The organism is Agarivorans sp. QJM3NY_29, from assembly GCF_050870835.2.
Classification (GTDB): domain Bacteria; phylum Pseudomonadota; class Gammaproteobacteria; order Enterobacterales; family Celerinatantimonadaceae; genus Agarivorans.
In genome coordinates, this window is the sequence record NZ_CP194036.2 from 37772 (window position 1) to 55824 (window position 18053).

Sequence of the window (18053 nt, forward strand, 5' to 3'; positions counted from 1 at the left end):
TTTACTGAAGGCGCTGGGTGAGCCACTGATTAATTGCCTTTATTTGGCTCGGGGAAACACTATGCGCCATTTCATAGTATTCCAGTGTTGCATTATATTGCTGTTGCAGCAGTTGCTGATGAGCCTGTTCACCCAGAGCCGGAACAACCACATCATCTTGGCGGCCATGTTGGATCAATATGTCTAAGTTAGTTTGTTGTTGAGTGCTGGGGAGGCTGGCAGGGAGTAAATAAGTCGACATACACAACAATCCGCCCAGTGCTTGAGGAAAGTTTAACGCCAGCTGATAAGCCACTGCACCGCCTTGCGAAAAGCCTGCAATCACAATGTTTTGGCTGGCGATCCCTTGGTTCATTTGTTGCTCGATTAAAAGCTGAAGCTGCTGGCTCACCTCTTGTAGATGCTGCTGATTGATGATGCGCTGCGGCTGCATCGCTAAAATATCGTACCAAGCCGTGAGTTGATAGCCTTGATGCACGGTTAATGGGCGTAATGGCGCGGCCGGAAATATATAGCGCAGCGCGATGGATTCGCTGAATTTAAAATGCTTTGCTAAGGGCGCAAAATCTTCGGGGCCTGCACCTAAACCATGTAGCCAAATGAGGCAGTGGGTTGCCGGGTGAGGTGGTTCAATCGTGATGGTAGCCGAATTTGGCATGGATAGTCCTTTGCTGAATGAAAGAGTTCTATTAAGCTGAGCAACAATTTAGCGAACAGGCATTGTATTGAAATGGCTGAGAGAGACAAGTATGCAAGAATTAATTGATGAAATAAGAGCCGCAGACCAGTCTGGCGCTTATCCAAGTGAACTCCCTAGCGACAGTCAGTTAGTGGAAGTGGAGGAGTTGATTTTGATCCCGATGCCCAGCGATTTGCGGGCTTTTCAACTGACCGTGAGCGATGTAATTTATGGCAGCTTAGAACCAGTCACGATTAGCGATCCTTACCTGCATACCTATTTGCCAGAGGTGGCTGCGACAGCTTGGAACATGGGTTTACCCCGCGAATTTATTCCCATTTGTCAAAATGGAGATAACTTTTATTTCATTAGTCAGGAGGGGGAAGTGGGTTATTGGCAAGGCCAGGCTGCGGAAGACTTGGTTCCTGAATGGGATAGCATTTGGGATTGGGCGATGGAAGTATGGATGCAAAGTTAGCGCAGCAGTCATCTCCCCCTCCCTATCTGGAGAAGTTTTGGTTGGTGATTGCACATATCCCAAGCGGTAAAGTGGCGACTTACGGTGGCGTTGCAGCCATGGCCGGCTACCCTCGCATGGCTAGAGCTGTCGGACGCTGCCTAAAGCAGCTCCCCGAGGGCTCATCGCTGCCTTGGCATCGGGTGATTAATGCTCAAGGTCTGATCTCGTTTCCTGAGGGCTCGGCTAAATATCAAAAGCAACGTCAGCGACTTCAGGAGGAAGGGATTGTTTTTCGTCATCAGCGGGTACCTTTGAAGCAGTATTTATGGCTTGGTGATTAGTATTTACGGTTTGTTCGATGCCAATGGGTATCACAAACCATCGGTATTTCGATGATTGCGCCAATCCGCCAATTCTGTTGGGGGTCGAGGAGAGTGGGAATAAGCCAATGACCAAGCAAGCGACAGTCGTCAGCCAATGGTACTTGTACATTCTTAGAACCAAACACAATCAATTATATACTGGTGTCAGTACCGATGTGGCTCGACGCTTTGCCGAGCATCAATCGGGAAGTTCGAAGGGTGCCAAGGCGTTACGTGGGAAAGGTCCGCTCAACTTAGAGTTTCAGCAAGGCCTTGCCAGTAAGCAACAAGCAATGCGTTTGGAATATAAAATTAAGCAATTAAGTAAGGCGCAAAAAGAACAGCTCTTATTAGGTCAATTCGACTGGCGCAGCTTGCTTTAACGACGGCCGGTTTCTGTTTTGGCGCAAGCTTCGCTTACCAATCAATATTAAGGGTAAAATAATCATCGCTGCACCCAGCCAGGTGAGGGCATCAGGCATTTCTGAAAAACTTACCCAGCCGACCACGGCAGCGCCAATCAGGCCTGTGTATTCTGAACTGGCAATGGTATTGGCCTCTGCAGTTTTGTAGGCAAAAATAGATCCTGCGTGTAAAAATAGAATAAATAAGCTACTCGCGCCTGCGAGCCAGAATATTGACCAGTTCATTCCAGTAAGCGTTGGCCATGCCAGTGCCACTGTCGTGGGCAGCACCATTAAGTTGGTCCAAAATAAACTGGTAACCACCGACTCCTTTTTTGGAATGTATTTTACGGTGAGGTTACTTAAGGCCAAAGTGAGGGCTGTCCCCAGCGCCGCAATGGCCCCCCAGTTAAACTCTGAAGGGCGAATAATCACCAATACTCCAATAAAGCCGATACTGGCGGCGAATATTTGGGCGCGATTGACTTGGCTTCGGTGGAGCCACATGCCAAGTGGTAACATCATAATCGGAGCCGCGTAGAATAAGGCATTGGCAGTTGCTAAAGGGAGCGCGACCAAGGCGACAACCATCAATCCTGAACCCGCTAACCAGAGGTAACCGCGAAAGAAGTGGACCAGTGGTTTTTCTGGACGCTTGTGTTTGGTCAGTAAAAAAGCAGGTAACAACAGTATCAGGGTGCTGATTTGCCGATAAAGTAATATTTCGAACACCGAGGCTTGCTCGCCCGCCACTTTCATAAAGGCATCTGAAAATACCGCGATCTGATTGGCGGTAATCAAAATAATGATAGCAATTAAGGTGGGATTAAGCTTCAAGTGGGCCTCTGTGATGCACGAATAAATTAAGCTGGAATAAAACAGTCTAAAGACTTGTTAAGCATTAAAAAAATGATAATAATCTACTATTGATGAAAATTATTCATGGATTGTATGCGAACTCTTCCTCCACTTAATGCATTGGTTGCTTTCGACGCCGTGGCTCGCCATCATCATGTCGCTAAGGCTGGCGACGAATTGGGCATTAGTCAAAGTGCGGTGAGTCATCGCTTAAGATTGCTTGAAGACTATTTGGGAGAATTGTTATTTGAAAAAGTTGGTCGCCAACTACAATTAACCGAGGCCGGACGTAGCTACTCCGTTGAGGTGGAACGGATTCTAAATGAACTCAGTCAGATTACCCGACAGGTAAAAGGAGAGGGGATCGCGCAATTGCGTTTAACCACCTATAGTTCCTTCGCGCTGAAGCGTCTGGTGCCGCTGTTACCCAGCTTTCGTGCTCGTCATCCCGAAATTGATTTACGTTTGCAAATGATTACCGAAGAACCGGTGTTATCGAGTAAAACTGGTGATTTGTTTATCTGTCTAGCGAAAAACGTGAAGGGTTATATCAGCCATCTATTGCATAAAGAGCGATTGGTGGCGGTTTGTTCGCCAGCTCTATATCAAGAAGTCGGTCATCAAAATTGGCGTCAAGATTTATTGAATTTCCCTTTATTATCTAGCGACTTAGATGATGAAATCAGCGAGTCAGGCGCAGACTGGATGGTTTGGTCTAAGGGGCTTGGTTTACAGCTGCCTAAGAAACAAGTTTTTCATAGCTTCAGCCATCAAGTTCTGGCCTTGGAAGCCGCAGAAAGTGGCCAAGGTATCGCTTTGGTGAGTGACTTTATGGTGGAGCAGGATATACGAGCGGGTAAGTTAGTTGACTTGCCGTTTGGTGGGGTAGAGACCGGTTATCATTTCTATTTATCTTACAAGCAGGCGCGTGGCAGAGAACAAGAGTTAAAACAAGTGGCCTCTTGGTTGATTGAAACTGCCGCGAGTCCGTTAGAGGTTTAACGGGGCGTCAATCCAACACTGGCTCGCTATACAATTCTGTGATCAATCCATGATTCTTTCAGGGCACCGATGAGGGTGATATTTTTTCCAAAACAGTCATGCTCGCACTAATCCATTAATAGTTTGATCAGCAATAGGCTCAGGCTATCCACAAAATTCAGCCGCAATATCGCAAATTCATCATTTCTTAATACTTGTTGCATGGTGGCCGAGGGGTGGCTGGTATGCCAACAGCCAATGATACTTTGGTATAGGAACATGACCTTGGTGAGTGCCTGCTGCTGGTTGAGTTGTGGCGACCAGTGCTGAAATAATTGGCAGAGTTGTTCAGCCAGTCGCTTCAGCTCGCGTTTAAAGGCGATGGCTTGTTCAATATTCTGTTGCTTTTCTAATACGGTATGCAAAATTGCAGAGAGATAGCAAAAACTCGGTCTGGCGGCGATGGTTTCAGCGAGAACTCGTGCTTGTAAGGGGTGGTTGGCGAGGCGTTGGATAGCAAGCAGTAACTGCGCTGCCTCGTCTAAATACAGTGCCATAAACAGACTTTCTTTGTTCTTAAAGTAGCGATATAGCGCCGGTTTCGATAACTGTAGTTGTTCGGCTAAGTGGCTTAACACCACCTGATCGTAACCATGCTCCGTGAGGGCTTGTTTGGCGGAGGCTAAGATCTGTTGGCGACGCTGTTGTTTTTGTTCGGGACTAATTGCGCGCTTTCTTATGCTGGTATTTACATCATTTTTTATCAAGTGTTGGTTCCTTTCACCTTTACATGGCTTACGCTTTTGTTGCTAATTTAACTTTGTTAACAATGCATTTTAACGACGGCAGAGAAAAGCAGCTGCCGCTTACCCAAACATTATCTTTTAGGTCTGCGTTGTACTCGCTGCGACAAGTGTGAGTCGCGCACAAGCAAGCGCCTGATTAGGTAGTGTTTTGCGATTTTGTTTACAGTCTAAGAATAAGTTACCCATAGAAACTTGCCAAACTATTTAGTAACTGCTATCTAAGTTACTCATGGTATCTTATTTTGTTGATCTGAGTTCAAGGTGAAATGATGATTGATTGGGAGCGAGGGTGAGTATTTCTCGGCGACAATTTTTGCAAGGTGCTACAGCCATCGCGGCGATGGCAGGCGGTGGCCAGTGGTTATTTGCTAGTTATCCCTTACGCTACCAAGCCAATCCCCAACTCGCGTTATCGGCGCAGCATCAACAGATCCTGCTGGCGTTGATCCCTGTGTTTGTGCAGGGGCAATTTAGTGACCAGGATGACCTCGCGATGCTGCGTATTTTAAATAATGTTGATGTTGCGATCAGTGGATTGGCTGCGCATAGTCGGGCTGAATTACACCAACTGTTGGACTTATTACAGTCGCGGGGCGGATGGTTATTACTCAGTGCTGGAAGTAGTCAGCTTAGTGAACTCAGCACTCAGCAAAAAATAGTCTTGTTGAGGACCTGGCAGATGCATTATTTGCAGCTATTACGCCAGACTTATCAAGGCTTACATGAGCTGATCATGGCGGCCTGTTATGGCGACCCCGAGGTTTGGCCTCTGTTGGCTTATCAATTACCAGCCCAAGTGAAGGGACTGTTTCATGATTAAAGATTGGATTGTCGAAGGGCTTGCCGACGGATGGTCACATCTTGATGGGGCAAGTTTGCAAGATAATCGTCAATTGGATTGTGATGTGTTGATCATTGGCAGTGGTGCTGGTGGTGGGATTAGCGCTCAGGTTATCGCAGAAGCGGGCTTCAAGGTTATTTTGGTTGATGAGGGACCGCTAAAAACGAGCCAAGATTTTAAAATGCAAGAGCGTCAAGCCTATCCCGATCTCTATCAGGAATCTGCCGCTCGTAAAACCAAAGATAAAGCGATTAGCATTTTTCAGGGACGCTGTGTTGGGGGGTCCACTACCGTAAATTGGACGACTTCGCTGCGAACCCCGGAATCCACGTTACTGCATTGGCAGCGGCGTTGGGGCATTCGTCAGTTAACATCCGAGAATTTACAGCCCTATTTTGAACAGGTTGAGCAGCAGTTAGGGATCCGTCCCTGGTTGGCCAATAATGCCAATAATGCGCTGTTAGCCAAGGGCTGTGAGGCGCTTGGTTGGTCTCATAAAGCGGTTCCGCGGAATGTCAGGCAGTGCTGGAATTTGGGGTACTGTGGGATGGGGTGCCCGACTAATGCAAAACAGTCGATGCTGGTGACCACCATCCCTGCAGCGCTTAATCTAGGGGCCAGTTTACTAAGCCGATTTCGGGTAGAAAGCTTAAATATTAAGCAACAACGGGTGCGGGGTGCAAGCTTACAAGCCTTAGATCAACAGCAACGTCCAAGGCAAATCGAAATTAAAGTGAATGCGCGACACGTGATCCTAGCAGCTGGTGCTATTGGTTCGCCAGCGATATTGTTGCGCTCAAAGGTGCCTGATCCGAATCAATTGATCGGTAAACGCACGTTTTTACATCCGAGTGTGATTAGTGGAGCCTTATTCGAACAGCCAGTATTAAGTCATCAAGGTGCGCCACAGTCCGTATATTCCGATCACTTTGTATGGCGTGATGGTGTAGAAGGGCGCTGTGGTTACAAATTGGAAGTACCACCGGTTCATCCGATTTTATTGGCCACCAAACTGACCGGCTTTGGCCGCTTTCATAGTGAAATGATGCAACAAATGAATCATCTACAAGTGACGATTGGATTGTTGCGGGATGGCTTTCATGAACAAAGTCACGGTGGGCAGGTTAAGCTGCGAGACGATGCTAGCCCGATGCTGGATTATCATCTGAGTGATTACCTGTGGGATGGTGCTAGGCGAGCGCTGCTGAGTATCGCTGAGTTACAATTTGCCGCCGGGGCTAAACAGGTTTACCCCTTACACGAACAAAGTCGGCAACTGAACAGTTGGACTGAGGCCCAGTCGTTTATCAAGCAATTGGCCATGCAGCCATTGGCCACTCGTTTGGCATCGGCACACGTGATGGGGGGATGTGCAATGGGGGGGGAAGCGGCATCGTCGGTGGTTGATGAAGATGGCAATTTTCGTCTCTTGGCTGGCTTGACTGTGATCGACGGTTCGGTTTTTCCAACCAGTTTAGGTGCAAATCCTCAGCTTACGATCTATGCCTTAGCTTTGCGGAATAGTCAGCGACTTGCCGCCAAGCTTGCGCTGAGTGTGCCCTGAATGGTGGGCGCTTGGTCTATGCTTGTTTCTCTTAAACCACTGCTCGGTACCACCTGAATAAACTATAAACCTGCGGTGGTCATCGTAATTGAGAAAGATAAGCAGAGTTAGTGTATTTACAAACTTAAGCGCCCACTGTTAGTCTAGGGATGTTAATCGAATGCTGTTTAATTTGTTTATCGATTCAAGCGTGTGTAGGTTGCCTGTTTTGGCCCTCGCGCTGCCCAGTATCAAGGAGACAGACAGCTATACTTGAAATACGTTCTAGAACATAGACTAAAGGCCTTATTTAATGTGGTTACAACGTTTGGTAAGACTTAAGGCTCGGCCTCGTGGCTTTCACTTAATTACCGAAGAGTTACTATTACAGCTACCAGAATTAAAGCAGTTTAATGTGGGGCTGTGTCATTTCTTGTTACAACATACCAGTGCGAGTTTAAGCTTGAATGAAAATGCCGATCCCAGTGTGCGGCATGATATAGAAGCTCATTTTAATCATATGGTGATTGAGAATGCGGGCTATTATCAGCATACTTATGAAGGTCCCGATGATATGCCTGCACATATAAAAAGTAGCTTATTAGGTTGCGAACTCACCTTGCCGATCAGCTCCGGAGAGCTTAACTTAGGTATTTGGCAAGGTATTTATTTAGGCGAACATCGTGAGCAAGGCGGTCGTCGGCAAATTGTGGTGACGATCAACGGTGAATAAGCTGAGTAAAGAACTCCAACGTGCTGAGTTACCCTCCTCGACATCTTGTTCATTCCTCAAACTGAAGATGGTGCGATGGACTTATTAGCGATCTTTATTTTTATGGCTATCGTGTTGTTTTTTTGGCGTCGCCGTAAAGACGCCGAGCGTGCGCAACATTTGATTAAGCAAAAATGTCAGCAGCTTGATTTGCAGCTACTCGATCTCAATTTTAAACAAGAAAAACCGCAAAAAATAGCTGGCCATTGGCGCTGGTGCCGCTGCTACCAATTTGAATTTTCTTCGACCGGAGAGAGCCGTTATCAGGCCTTGTTGATCATGGCTGGTAGCCAATATAAGTTTGATTTACCAGCCTATCGGATTGATGAATCCTTCGAACCCTTACATTAGTAAAGGTTGACCCTACAGTTGAATATATTTGGTGCTGTACTAATGAGCACTTAAAAAGTAGCTGAGTAGTGCGGAACCACCCGATATCGCACATAGCGTTAGTGAAAAGCTGCGCATCCATCGCTGTGGCAGTCGTTTACCGTAGCGCCTGCCACACCAAACGCCGGCTAAAGCCGCCGGAATTAAGGGTAAACTGGCTTGTAAGTGTTGCAGCGACATATAACCGATAGGCACTTGTACTAGCAGTGATAATAAACAGCTCACCACAAAAAATGCTGATAAGTTTGCGCGCAAATAGCCTGCTTGTTGATGCTGCAGTAACAATGCCATGGGCGGCCCACCAATGGAGCTGCTGGTGCCCATAAATCCAGACATAAAACCTGCGATCGCCATGCGCTTCGGAGTCGGGGCGAGGCGCACTGGTAATAAACTGATGGCCACCGCGATCAGTACCGATAAACCTAACCAAAAGCTTAAGCTGGCCAAGTCTGCCCAATAGAGTAAAGCGCCACCGGCAATTGTGCCAGGGATCCGACCGAGTATGGCTGCTTTTAAGCCATTCAATGAGATGCTGCTGCGATGCTCGACGGCGCTGAAGATGGAGATCACCAGCGCAACAATCACCACCGGACCGGGTACATAGATGGGCGAGAGCTGAAATAGTAATGGCGCGGCAATCACCGCCAAGCCAAAGCCAATTGTGTATTGGACCAACGAACCGATAAAGATCAGTAGGCAGGCCAGCAGGGTAATCACCAAAGTATTCCTTATTGATATTGGGCTAACAGGGCTTAGCCCGTGAGCGATTTCTCGATGGGTTTAGTTGAAGTTGCATAGTTGCTGCTGCTGGTGGCTCAGGGTGGCGAGTTCTATTACTCGAATCACATCACTGGCTTGTTGAGCGCTAATGGCCAGCGGTTCACCATGGAGCACTGCGGCGGCAAAGTTATCATAAAAGGCCGGATAATTGCCTTTGCTTAAGCTTTGATGCACGGTGGCTTGGTTGGCGAGATGAATTTCGCTACGATTTGAGTCTTTGCCAAAGTGTCGCGCCTTCGGTGACAGTCCCACCGTTAGTTGTTGTGCTTGCGGATCCATTCCCCATTTTGCGTAGGAGCCTCGATCGCCATGTAACTGAAAGCGAGGGCCTGGTTCAAGCATTAAAGAGTTGCAGCTTAACTGCACCTTTAACTCGGGATAGATTAAATGTAAGTCAAAGCTGTCGACACTCTTAGCTCCAGGGCGTTGCATGGCAAGATGAGCCCATAGTTGTTGGGGGGGGCCAAACAAACACAGTGCTTGATCAATCAGGTGGGCGCCTAAGTCATATAAAACACCGCCACCCTGAGGGTCGAGTTCTTTCCAGCGGGTTTTCACAACTGGCCGATAGCGGTGAAAATGGGCGCTATAGCTATGTAATTTCCCCAAGCGTTGTTGCTTGATGAGGCCTTGAATGGTGAGAAAGTCACTATCCCAACGGCGATTGTGAAATACACTTAAGTACTTTCCTGTCTGTTGGGCGACTTGTTGCAAACGCAAGCATTGTTGGCTATTCAGCGCCAGTGGCTTTTCGACAATCACGTGTTTACCTGCCAACATGGCCTGTTCTGCTTGTTCGGCATGTACCGAATTCGGGCTGGCTATCACTACAATGTCGACTTCAGGGTGGTCGATGACCTGTTGCGGATCAAGACACAGAACATGCGGGTAGCGCTCAGTAATCGAGGCCTGCTGCGAGCTGGCAATCGCGAACAGCTTAAGTTGTGGACAAGCTTGAATGAGCGGGGCGTGAAATACTCGCCCCGATAAACCAAAACCAATGATAGCAACGTTTAACATGACCGCTCCTGTTAGGGGGTAGACAAAGGAATGGTTGAGAGTTTAACTCGGTCAGGTTGCTGGCGTGTGACGCTGAGTAACCATAATTGTTTGCCATTACTGGCAATCGCTTGGGCCGTGTCTGGCTGTGCTAGCGCTGATATTTTTAGGACTTGACCGCTTTGTGGGTCAACTTTTAATAGACTGCTAAAGCGAGGACTCAGTATATACCAGTTGCCTTGATGCCAAGCCATACTGCCCAATTGGTATTCTTGTAGGCTTTGTTGTTGATTCGGATCTGCCATCACTAAGTCAAATGAGCTTGCTTGTTGGCCCTCGCGGTTGCCGCGATAACAACGTTTTAAGCCTTCTCGCTCGCAACTATACAATTGCTTGGTTTGGGAGTCCCATATCACGCCTGCCGTTTTATGGATCAGTCCGCCCTTGAGCCACTTCCGTTTATCGATAAACTTCCACTGTTCGCCGGCTTGGCTAAAGAATAGCAAACGTCCATCCGCAGAAATTGCCAGTAAGTGTTGATCAATCATGGTTAGGTCTGCAATGTCTCCGCTGGTGGGGAGTGGTACCAGTTCTGCGCGCTTGAGTTGGGGATTGAGATAAGCAAATTGAGCGGAGCCGTTCACCATGACGGTTTGTGGGGCAAGCGTGCCAATGAGCCACTGTTGTTTCTCTGTTTGCCAGAGCAGGCTGGCGGCATTAGGGATCCCAGTTAACTCGGCTTTTAGTTCTGGTTTAAGTGTTTCATCGGCTAAAGGACTGTGTTGAAAGTCACTGCTTGGCGGTGGAAATAGCACTAATCCAGCGAGTGTACCGAACATTAATAGGGCGATAAGGGCGATTACTTTAAGCATTGGCATCCTCGTGAATGCAGAGGGAATGAGATACCGCTTGAGTTGCCAAAAATTGGCAGTTTGGTCGAGGCTTGAGCGCCATTCGCTGAATCATGGTGTCGCAATTAACTCTTGGATTGTGGAGTAGCCACAACTATGCCGTTTGCTGAGGCGTTAGTAAATTGTTCATCAAAAATTCATGGTGTTTTTATAGGATTGTTGCAGCCTATGGATAGCTTTAATGGCATGAATGAGGAACGCAACATGAGCAGTTCTGAACAGAATTCTGGGCTGGAACAACCAGCCGACCAGCATAAATTAGTCAGCATAAAATGGCGTTTACCGCCGTTTCGAGTTTGTGACTGTTGGTCGATGAGTTCACCGTATCTCGGGATTTTAACTGACGATCGGCATTACTCGATTTCGGCCTAAGCGTTTTGCTTCGTAGAGTTGCGCATCGGCTGATTCGACAATCGCCTGTGATTTACTAATAGGGTTATATTCAGCAACACCAAAGGAGCAGGTGATGTTGTCGATGCGCTGGTGGGATCGGCGATCTTTAAGGCTAAGCTTTTCTATCGCGCGACGGACTGATTCGGCTAATTGCCTGGCCGAGCGTATATTCGATTTCGGACAGAGAATCGCAAACTCTTCGCCGCCGATACGATAGGCTTTAGCCCCGTCTCTACAGGCCTCTTGGATCCGTTTGGTCACGACTCTTAAAACTTGGTCTCCGAGAATGTGTCCGTAACTATCATTAAAGGCCTTGAAGTGATCGATATCGGCTAAAATGATGCAGAGTCCCTGCGGAGTCGTATCGTATAGCTGCTTAAAATCGGAATCGAAGGCTCGACGATTTAAAGCGCCAGTGAGGGCATCGTAGAGCGCTTCTTTTTCGGTTTCTTTTAGTTTGCTTTTTAAGTTTTCTATTTCAGCCTTGGCTTTACCCAATTGCGAATTAAAGAAATTGGTACTTTGACGAATATTGGCGGCATCCTCGACTAAGTTACGAACTAATCCGAGCACTTGCTCTAAGGGAACGCCATCTTCTTCAATACGATTGAGTTTGGCAAAGTTACGGTCGATATTGGACTGAAAAGTACTCGCATCACTGCCGGTATCAAGCATGGTTTGCGATAATTCGGTAGCCATGGCTTCCAAGTTAAGACGCATGCTCTCGATATTTAATTGATCTTGGCTGGCAATATGGTTTTGGTATAACACTTGGCTATTGGTGGTGGGGACTGTGTCATATTCACTAATTATTTCATCAATAGCGGCATTTAGTTCAGGATTTTGGTCATCGACATACAAATACCACAAGGCATAATTGTTGGGGGTGGCCGGGATCTGATACTTCATCATCAGTGGTACAGCTTTCTTTAAATTTAGAGTCGCTTTCTTAAATAGTTTTTGGCTCATAAGAGTTCCATCGATATTGAGACTGTCCCTGTTTGGTGATTGCGAAATGTAACGGAGAGTGCAACATACCCAAACCCAAGGCTATGATAACTGATTTACTGATCAACTATAGGTGATTTGATTAGCAATAATTGTGATTTAAATGCTTTGATGCGTAGATAAATGGAAGAGTATGACTATCTTGTCATCGCTCACCTATCGTTTAAGTCTTGGTCAATGAGCGCTTAAAACCATTTTTTAATTGCCAAGCATTACTCATTACAGCTTAGTTAACTTTACGCTATCACGAGGTTTTTTTTACTTAGAGGAGTTTTGCTGGGGGATAAGTAAAGTCAGCCCAGCAAGTTTGACTGGGCTGAAGTGCTTGATTATTTTGCGATCAAAATACGTAGCATTCTGCGCAATGGCTCTGCCGCGCCCCAGAGTAACTGATCACCGACAGTAAAAGCCGAGATATACTCTGGCCCCATACTGAGTTTGCGAATGCGGCCTACGGGAACACTGAGCGTGCCAGTGACCTTGGTTGGGGTGAGTTCTTCAACTGAAAGCTCTCGCTGGTTGGGGATCACTTTTACCCAATCGTTATGCTCGGCAAGAATTTGTTCGATCTCTGCCACAGGGAGGTCTTTTTTCAGTTTGATGGTCAGCGCTTGACTATGACAACGCATTGCGCCAATTCGCACACAGATCCCGTCGATGGGAGTCGCTTGCTCGCTGGTGCCTAAAATTTTGTTGGCTTCGACTTGTGCTTTCCATTCTTCTTTACTTTGGCCACTTGGTAGTGGGACGTCAATCCATGGGATTAAGCTACCCGCTAGTGGTACCCCAAATTGATCACTCGGGAAATCGTCGGCACGCATTTTCTCGGCAACTTTACGGTCGATGTCGAGGATCGCAGAGGCTGGGTCAGCTAGCTCTTCGGCAACATCATCACGAATAGCGCCCATTTGGCTGATTAATTCCCGCATGTTACGCGCACCAGCACCCGAAGCGGCTTGGTAAGTCATAGGGCTTACCCATTCGATCAGCTCTTTTTCAAATAAACCACCAATCGCCATGAGTAACAGTGACACTGTGCAGTTGCCACCCACGTAGGTTTTGATCCCTTTGTTGAGCGCTTGGTCAATCACATCGCGGTTAACTGGATCGAGTACAATGATGGCATCGTCTTCCATACGTAAGGCTGAAGCGGCATCAATCCAATAGCCATCCCAACCACTGGCGCGTAATTTGGGATACACAGCTTTGGTGTAATCTCCGCCTTGGCAGGTAATGATGGTATCCATGGTTTTTAGGCTGTCGATGTCAAAGGCATCGAGTAAGCTGGTCTTACCTGTACCGACATCCGGGCCGGCAATGCCAACTTGCGAAGTACTAAAAAAAACAGGGTCAATGTGGGCAAAATCGTTTTCTTCTCGCATACGTTGCATTAACACGGAACCCACCATACCGCGCCAACCAACCAAACCTACTCTCATGGCTTGCTTACATCCTTTATTTTATAATATTGAGTGTTTGCTATTTCGCCAAGACGCCGTCTTCACGAACTTTTGAGATTACCATTGGCAAGCGCTGAACACTAGGCCCGGTTGCGCTTTTGTGATTATTTTTACAGCAGTTTGTTTATATCGCGAAGGCTAGGTATGGGAAGCATGCCAATTCAAGCGAAGGGGGGGCGCACTCTCTGCGGTGGCCCGATACGTTTGATAATTCAGTTTTTACTTCTTGCTTCCCATTTTGAAAGAAAAACAGAGAAGGGTTTGCGTCACTTATTTAGACCTTTTTCGTGACTAAAACTATTTAATCCAAACCAAGCTTAAGCGTCAAAGTTCTACCAAGCCTCGCATCTCCAATAGATATCGGCAGTTTTAAGCTCGTTGATAACGAGCTCTGCGCTTAAGCAGAACCGCTGTAGGGAAAATTAACGACTTTAGATGATTGGCGAGGATCTTCACCGATGGTAATGGTTCGGGTGCGGCGTTTACCTTGGCTATAGCGATCGTAGCTGGCATCGCTGATCCCCATTTCTTGGCAAAACTCCACGAAGGTGGCAAAGTCTTTGGCTGTAAAGGCGCTATCGTTTCGAGTCAGTTGATTGTCAAAATACGCTTGAGTGCCGTTGAAGTTGATATTGGCACAGGCATCATAGGGCTGACCATATTCGCTAACTCTGATCGCTCGGACCATCTTAATTTCAAAAATCCAATCGCCAATGCGTAGGCAGCGCTGTTCAAACTGTTGCATAGTGGTCCCTATTATTTATTTTAAGCTAGACGAGCGGTTTAGAGGGGCTCGTGGTATAGGTCCTACAAAAGCATAAATTGAGCCAAATAATTTAATTATTACAAATCAATGGTTTAACTAATTACTGCTGGACATACTGTCGTGCTAAGGCGACAGGTGGTTTGGTGCTGTGTTAGCCAAGGGCTAATTTATTCTAGCGATTCAGATAAATCACATCGACATCAAATACTTACCAATAGATTGTGGCGCTTTTCTCATTGTCGCTATCTGGCGACAGTATAATTTTTAACTATCTCTGGCATTATAGGCGCAATTTATCGGATATTTATTGCTAGGATTGGCCCATTGATTAATTTTCGTGCGCTTGCTTCAATTCGTCGTCTGAGTTTTTGGGCTTTGGCTACTCTGGGGTTGCCGCTGTTATTGAGTTTGTTGTTAGCTTCTTACTATTTACAACAGGTCTCCATGCAGGGCCAACAAACTGCCTTTTTGGCCGCTGAGGTGGTTTCCAGTAGTAAACGTTTAGACGAGAACTTACTCGATTTAGAGCGTAGTGCCCGTCAATTTAGGGTATTAGCCGACGAGAATCTACTGAGTTTATACCAGGATCAATGGCAAAAGTTGTCGGGTGGATTGGTGGCCTTTCAGCAACAACATCATGACCCCGCGCTATTGAGTATTGTCGCGCAATTACAGCAGCAGTTAGTGAGTCTCGGTAAGTTAATGGCGCAACCGAAATCCAATGATAATAAGCAGTTAAATCGACAGTTTAATCGCTTGTCTGAATTAGGAAAGAGTTTCGATCAACGTAGTCAAATTTTGGTGAAAGAGCTCGCTCAACAACTGGAGCAAAGTACCCAATCGGCGCAACGGCGCTTGATGTTAAGTATGCTGGGGCTGCCCTTCGCTTTAGCTGCGGCGGTATTACTGGTGCTGGTTGTGACCCGACCGCTGCAACAACTGCGGCCGCAAATCGCGCGTCTTAAATCGGGTGAATTTGACCAAGCTATTAAAGTGAGTGGTGCCAGCGAAGTGATGGCTATCGCCGATGCTTTAGACGAGATGCGACTGCGTTTGCTTAGCTTAGAGCAGCAAAAAACCAGTTTTATTCGGCATATTTCCCATGAGCTCAAAACGCCTTTGGCGGCGATCCGTGAGGGTAATGAATTACTCTACGATAATAGTGCTGGGCCACTGAATGCGCAGCAACAGGAAATCACCGAAATTTTACGAGACAGTAGCTTACGACTACAACAGTTAATCGAGGCTTTACTCGATTTCAATTTACTATTGGATACGCCGCTGCAACAAGCTTCGCAAGGGGTTGATATTAGGGCGCTGGTGGAGCAGGTTCTCGCAAGTCATCGATTAAGTTTAAGTAGTCGTCAGTTAACGACTCAATTGGATATTCAGCAGCCAAGTGTTGTTGCAAATAAGGAGCAACTGCGGGTGATCGTTGACAATTTGTTGTCTAACGCGATTAAGTTCTCTCCCGATCATGGTCAAATAGTGTTGGGTTCTTTCGTGGGGTCTGCGGGGGTGAGCCTCTATATCGACGATCAAGGTCAAGGCATCGACGATGATTTGCAAAGCCGAATCTTTCAGCCTTTTGTGCAAGGGCCGGCAGCCAAAGATCCACGCCTTAAGGGCAGCGGTCTCGGTTTAACGATTGCCAAAGAATTGGTTGAACGACAACACGCACAGCTACGCTATCAGCGTTTAAGTCCAGGCAGCCGGTTTTTAGTCGAAGGATTACAAGGAAACCAACAGCATGAAAAGTAGTGCCAAGCTAGGTTTATTGGCTTTATTTACACTCGGTTTAACGGCTTGTCAGCTGTTACCTGAGGGGGAAAATCAGGTGGCGCTAGTTTGCGACGCCCAGTTGAGTATGAACGGTATTTTTACGCCCTCGGCCTATTATTTGCGCTTAGCGGAGATGAGCGATGATCAGATCTTCAATGAGTTAGAGATTTTATTGCAAGATCCACAGTTAGGTGATAATCCGGTAAAACTCGGCCTGTTATATGCTTATAAGAGATCACCGGTGAAAAATCCGCATCGAGCTCATGCAGCCTTGAGCCAGGCTTTTGCCAGCCAAGGCAGCTTTGCTCAGCAGGGGATGCTGCTGGCGCTAAATGATCAATTGAGTGATGCGCTAAAGTGGCAGCATAAATATGAAAATTTGGGCGCTAACCAAAAACAGCAACAGCTATTATTACAACAGCAAATTGCGGCATTAAAGATGCAACTAGATGAACTCACTCGAATTGAGCAGCAATTAAATGAACGAAATTAACCCACATGGCGGCAACCTTTTAGTTGTCGATGACGACCCTAGTTTATTGCGCCTGATTAGCTTGCGTTTGCAATCGGCTGGTTATCAGGTACGAGCGGTTGCCAGTGCCAAACAAGCTCTGGCCGAATTAGAAAGTTATCCGGCGGAATTGGTGATCAGTGACGTACGCATGGATGGCATGGACGGCTTAGCCTTGTTCAATGCCATTAAACAACGCTATCCCAGTCTGCCTGTAATGTTATTGACGGCTCATGGCAATATTCCGGATGCGATTGCCGCCACTCAACAAGGTGTATTTGGCTACTTAACCAAACCTTTTGACAGCCAAGAGTTATTAGCTAAGGTGGCCGAAGCGCTGCACTTACAGCAACCCGCAGGCGAGTCGGTTCGCAGTTGTGAGCCGCCAGCTTGGCGACAAGATATCATTAGTCGTAGTCCAGTAATGGAGGTGTTGCTCAAGCAAATTCAGCAAGTGGCACCGAGTGATGTGAATATCATGATCCAAGGTGAAAGTGGTTCGGGTAAAGAATTGCTGGCTAAGGCGATTCACTATGCAAGCTCGCGCAGCCAAGGCCCTTTTGTTGCGGTGAATTGTGCAGCCATTCCCGAGGGTTTATTTGAGTCGGAACTATTTGGTCATGTGAAAGGGGCCTTTAGTGGCGCAGCTCATGCGCACAATGGTTTGTTTCAGGCGGCTCAGGGCGGCACCTTGTTTTTGGACGAAATTGCCGATACTCCCTTAAGTGTGCAGGTGAAGTTATTGCGAGCTTTGCAAGAACGCGAAGTGCGCCCGGTGGGATCGACGAAACATGTTGCGGTGGATGTGCGCATTGTTTCGGCAACTCACCAAGATCTTTATCAGGCGGTACAGCAACAGCAGTTTCGGGAAGATTTATACTACCGACTCAATGTGGTGGAATTAGACCTACCGCCTCTGGCGAAACGTCAGGAAGATATTCCCCTGTTGGTGCATCATTTCAGTCAGCAAATTGCCGACCGACAAGGTGTGGCGGTTAAAACCTATTCGCCCGATGCGATGGCCAGTTTGGTGGCGGCGCGTTGGCCGGGCAATGTTCGCCAGCTGATGAATGTGGTAGAGCAAACCAATGCCTTATCCACGGGGCCGTTGATCCCTGTGCAACTGGTGCAGCGAGCACTGCGTGAAAAAGCTGAGTTAGTCAGCTTTTCGCAGGCCAGAGATGAATTTGAACGAAGTTATTTAGCCCGCCTCTTGCGCCTTACTCAGGGGAATGTGAGTCAGGCGGCAAGGTTAGCGATGCGTAATCGCACGGAATTTTATAAATTGCTGGAACGTCACCACCTACGCCCCGAATCGTTTCGCGCTTAATCAATCAAAGTGTCATT

General features: G+C 47.2%; 20 protein-coding genes. 11 read left to right on the forward strand and 9 right to left on the reverse strand.

What is annotated here, in order from left to right:
* Position 1: 1 nt before the first annotated feature.
* Positions 2-658 carry an alpha/beta hydrolase gene (locus tag ACRRS0_RS00150; RefSeq protein WP_432455227.1) on the reverse strand — a complete coding sequence of 219 codons (657 nt, stop codon included), beginning with the start codon at positions 656-658 and terminating at the stop codon, positions 2-4.
* A 91-nt stretch (positions 659-749) separates the two neighbouring features.
* On the opposite strand from ACRRS0_RS00150, the gene ACRRS0_RS00155 reads away from it, so the two are divergent.
* The 3 genes from ACRRS0_RS00155 to ACRRS0_RS00165 all read left to right on the forward strand — a co-directional run bounded on the left by ACRRS0_RS00155 (position 750) and on the right by ACRRS0_RS00165 (position 1884).
* Complete coding sequence (locus ACRRS0_RS00155; protein ID WP_432455226.1) at positions 750-1157, forward strand: SMI1/KNR4 family protein; 408 nt, start codon at positions 750-752, stop codon at positions 1155-1157.
* On the forward strand, positions 1142-1480 hold the full coding sequence (locus ACRRS0_RS00160; RefSeq protein ID WP_432455225.1) for an MGMT family protein: 339 nt from the start codon (positions 1142-1144) through the stop codon (positions 1478-1480). Before ACRRS0_RS00155 ends, ACRRS0_RS00160 begins: the two co-directional genes overlap by 16 nt.
* A 107-nt stretch (positions 1481-1587) precedes the next feature.
* Entirely contained in the window at positions 1588-1884 is a 297-nt protein-coding gene (locus ACRRS0_RS00165) for a GIY-YIG nuclease family protein (protein ID WP_432455224.1), read from the forward strand.
* Here ACRRS0_RS00165 and ACRRS0_RS00170 read toward each other — a convergent pair.
* Positions 1852-2742 carry a DMT family transporter gene (locus ACRRS0_RS00170; RefSeq protein ID WP_432455223.1) on the reverse strand — a complete coding sequence of 297 codons (891 nt, stop codon included), beginning with the start codon at positions 2740-2742 and terminating at the stop codon, positions 1852-1854. The genes ACRRS0_RS00165 and ACRRS0_RS00170 overlap by 33 nt on opposite strands.
* Before the next feature lie 114 nt (positions 2743-2856).
* Here ACRRS0_RS00170 and ACRRS0_RS00175 point away from each other — a divergent pair, with 114 nt between their 5' ends.
* Positions 2857-3765, forward strand: coding sequence for a LysR substrate-binding domain-containing protein (locus ACRRS0_RS00175; protein WP_432455222.1), 909 nt, complete (start codon positions 2857-2859; stop codon positions 3763-3765).
* 107 nt (positions 3766-3872) lie between these two features.
* Here the strand turns inward: ACRRS0_RS00175 and ACRRS0_RS00180 are convergent, their stop codons facing one another.
* On the reverse strand, positions 3873-4511 hold the full coding sequence (locus ACRRS0_RS00180; protein ID WP_432455221.1) for a TetR family transcriptional regulator: 639 nt from the start codon (positions 4509-4511) through the stop codon (positions 3873-3875).
* Positions 4512-4839: 328 nt separating this feature from the next.
* Between ACRRS0_RS00180 and ACRRS0_RS00185 the strand changes: the two genes are divergently transcribed.
* From ACRRS0_RS00185 to ACRRS0_RS00200, 4 genes are all read left to right on the forward strand, one after another.
* Positions 4840-5370: a twin-arginine translocation signal domain-containing protein gene (locus tag ACRRS0_RS00185; protein ID WP_432455220.1), complete on the forward strand. Its 531-nt coding sequence runs from the start codon at positions 4840-4842 to the stop codon at positions 5368-5370.
* Positions 5363-6955, forward strand: a complete 1593-nt coding sequence (locus ACRRS0_RS00190; RefSeq protein ID WP_432455219.1) for a GMC family oxidoreductase N-terminal domain-containing protein — start codon at positions 5363-5365, stop codon at positions 6953-6955. Before ACRRS0_RS00185 ends, ACRRS0_RS00190 begins: the two co-directional genes overlap by 8 nt.
* Positions 6956-7247: 292 nt before the next feature.
* Complete coding sequence (locus ACRRS0_RS00195; protein ID WP_432455218.1) at positions 7248-7667, forward strand: secondary thiamine-phosphate synthase enzyme YjbQ; 420 nt, start codon at positions 7248-7250, stop codon at positions 7665-7667.
* A 75-nt stretch (positions 7668-7742) separates the two neighbouring features.
* A complete protein-coding gene (locus ACRRS0_RS00200) occupies positions 7743-8057 on the forward strand; it encodes a DUF3301 domain-containing protein (RefSeq protein WP_432455217.1) in 315 nt (104 codons plus the stop codon).
* Between the two features lie 39 nt (positions 8058-8096).
* On the opposite strand, the gene ACRRS0_RS00205 is transcribed toward ACRRS0_RS00200, so the two are convergent.
* The 6 genes from ACRRS0_RS00205 to ACRRS0_RS00230 form a co-directional block, all read right to left on the reverse strand.
* Positions 8097-8813 (reverse strand): sulfite exporter TauE/SafE family protein, encoded by a 717-nt coding sequence (locus ACRRS0_RS00205; protein ID WP_432455216.1) that lies wholly within the window; start codon positions 8811-8813, stop codon positions 8097-8099.
* A 63-nt stretch (positions 8814-8876) separates the two neighbouring features.
* Complete coding sequence (locus ACRRS0_RS00210; RefSeq protein ID WP_432455215.1) at positions 8877-9896, reverse strand: Gfo/Idh/MocA family oxidoreductase; 1020 nt, start codon at positions 9894-9896, stop codon at positions 8877-8879.
* Between the two features lie 11 nt (positions 9897-9907).
* A complete protein-coding gene (locus ACRRS0_RS00215) occupies positions 9908-10747 on the reverse strand; it encodes a hypothetical protein (RefSeq protein ID WP_432455214.1) in 840 nt (279 codons plus the stop codon).
* Between the two features lie 375 nt (positions 10748-11122).
* Complete coding sequence (locus ACRRS0_RS00220) at positions 11123-12148, reverse strand: GGDEF domain-containing protein (RefSeq protein WP_432455213.1); 1026 nt, start codon at positions 12146-12148, stop codon at positions 11123-11125.
* Between the two features lie 368 nt (positions 12149-12516).
* Entirely contained in the window at positions 12517-13626 is a 1110-nt protein-coding gene (gene asd, locus ACRRS0_RS00225; RefSeq protein ID WP_432455212.1) for an aspartate-semialdehyde dehydrogenase, read from the reverse strand.
* A gap of 418 nt (positions 13627-14044) precedes the next feature.
* Positions 14045-14392, reverse strand: coding sequence for a hypothetical protein (locus tag ACRRS0_RS00230; RefSeq protein ID WP_432455211.1), 348 nt, complete (start codon positions 14390-14392; stop codon positions 14045-14047).
* A 345-nt stretch (positions 14393-14737) separates the two neighbouring features.
* On the opposite strand from ACRRS0_RS00230, the gene ACRRS0_RS00235 reads away from it, so the two are divergent.
* Genes ACRRS0_RS00235 through ACRRS0_RS00245 form a run of 3 tightly spaced genes read left to right on the forward strand, consistent with a single transcriptional unit; the run spans position 14738 to position 18036 of the window.
* The gene (locus ACRRS0_RS00235) at positions 14738-16174 is read left to right on the forward strand and encodes an ATP-binding protein (RefSeq protein WP_432455210.1); all 1437 of its coding nucleotides are present in this window, start codon (positions 14738-14740) and stop codon (positions 16172-16174) included.
* A complete protein-coding gene (locus ACRRS0_RS00240; RefSeq protein ID WP_432455209.1) occupies positions 16164-16688 on the forward strand; it encodes a hypothetical protein in 525 nt (174 codons plus the stop codon). Before ACRRS0_RS00235 ends, ACRRS0_RS00240 begins: the two co-directional genes overlap by 11 nt.
* Positions 16675-18036, forward strand: a complete 1362-nt coding sequence (locus tag ACRRS0_RS00245) for a sigma 54-interacting transcriptional regulator (protein ID WP_432455208.1) — start codon at positions 16675-16677, stop codon at positions 18034-18036. The genes ACRRS0_RS00240 and ACRRS0_RS00245 overlap by 14 nt, the downstream gene beginning before the upstream one ends.
* Positions 18037-18053: the final 17 nt, after the last annotated feature.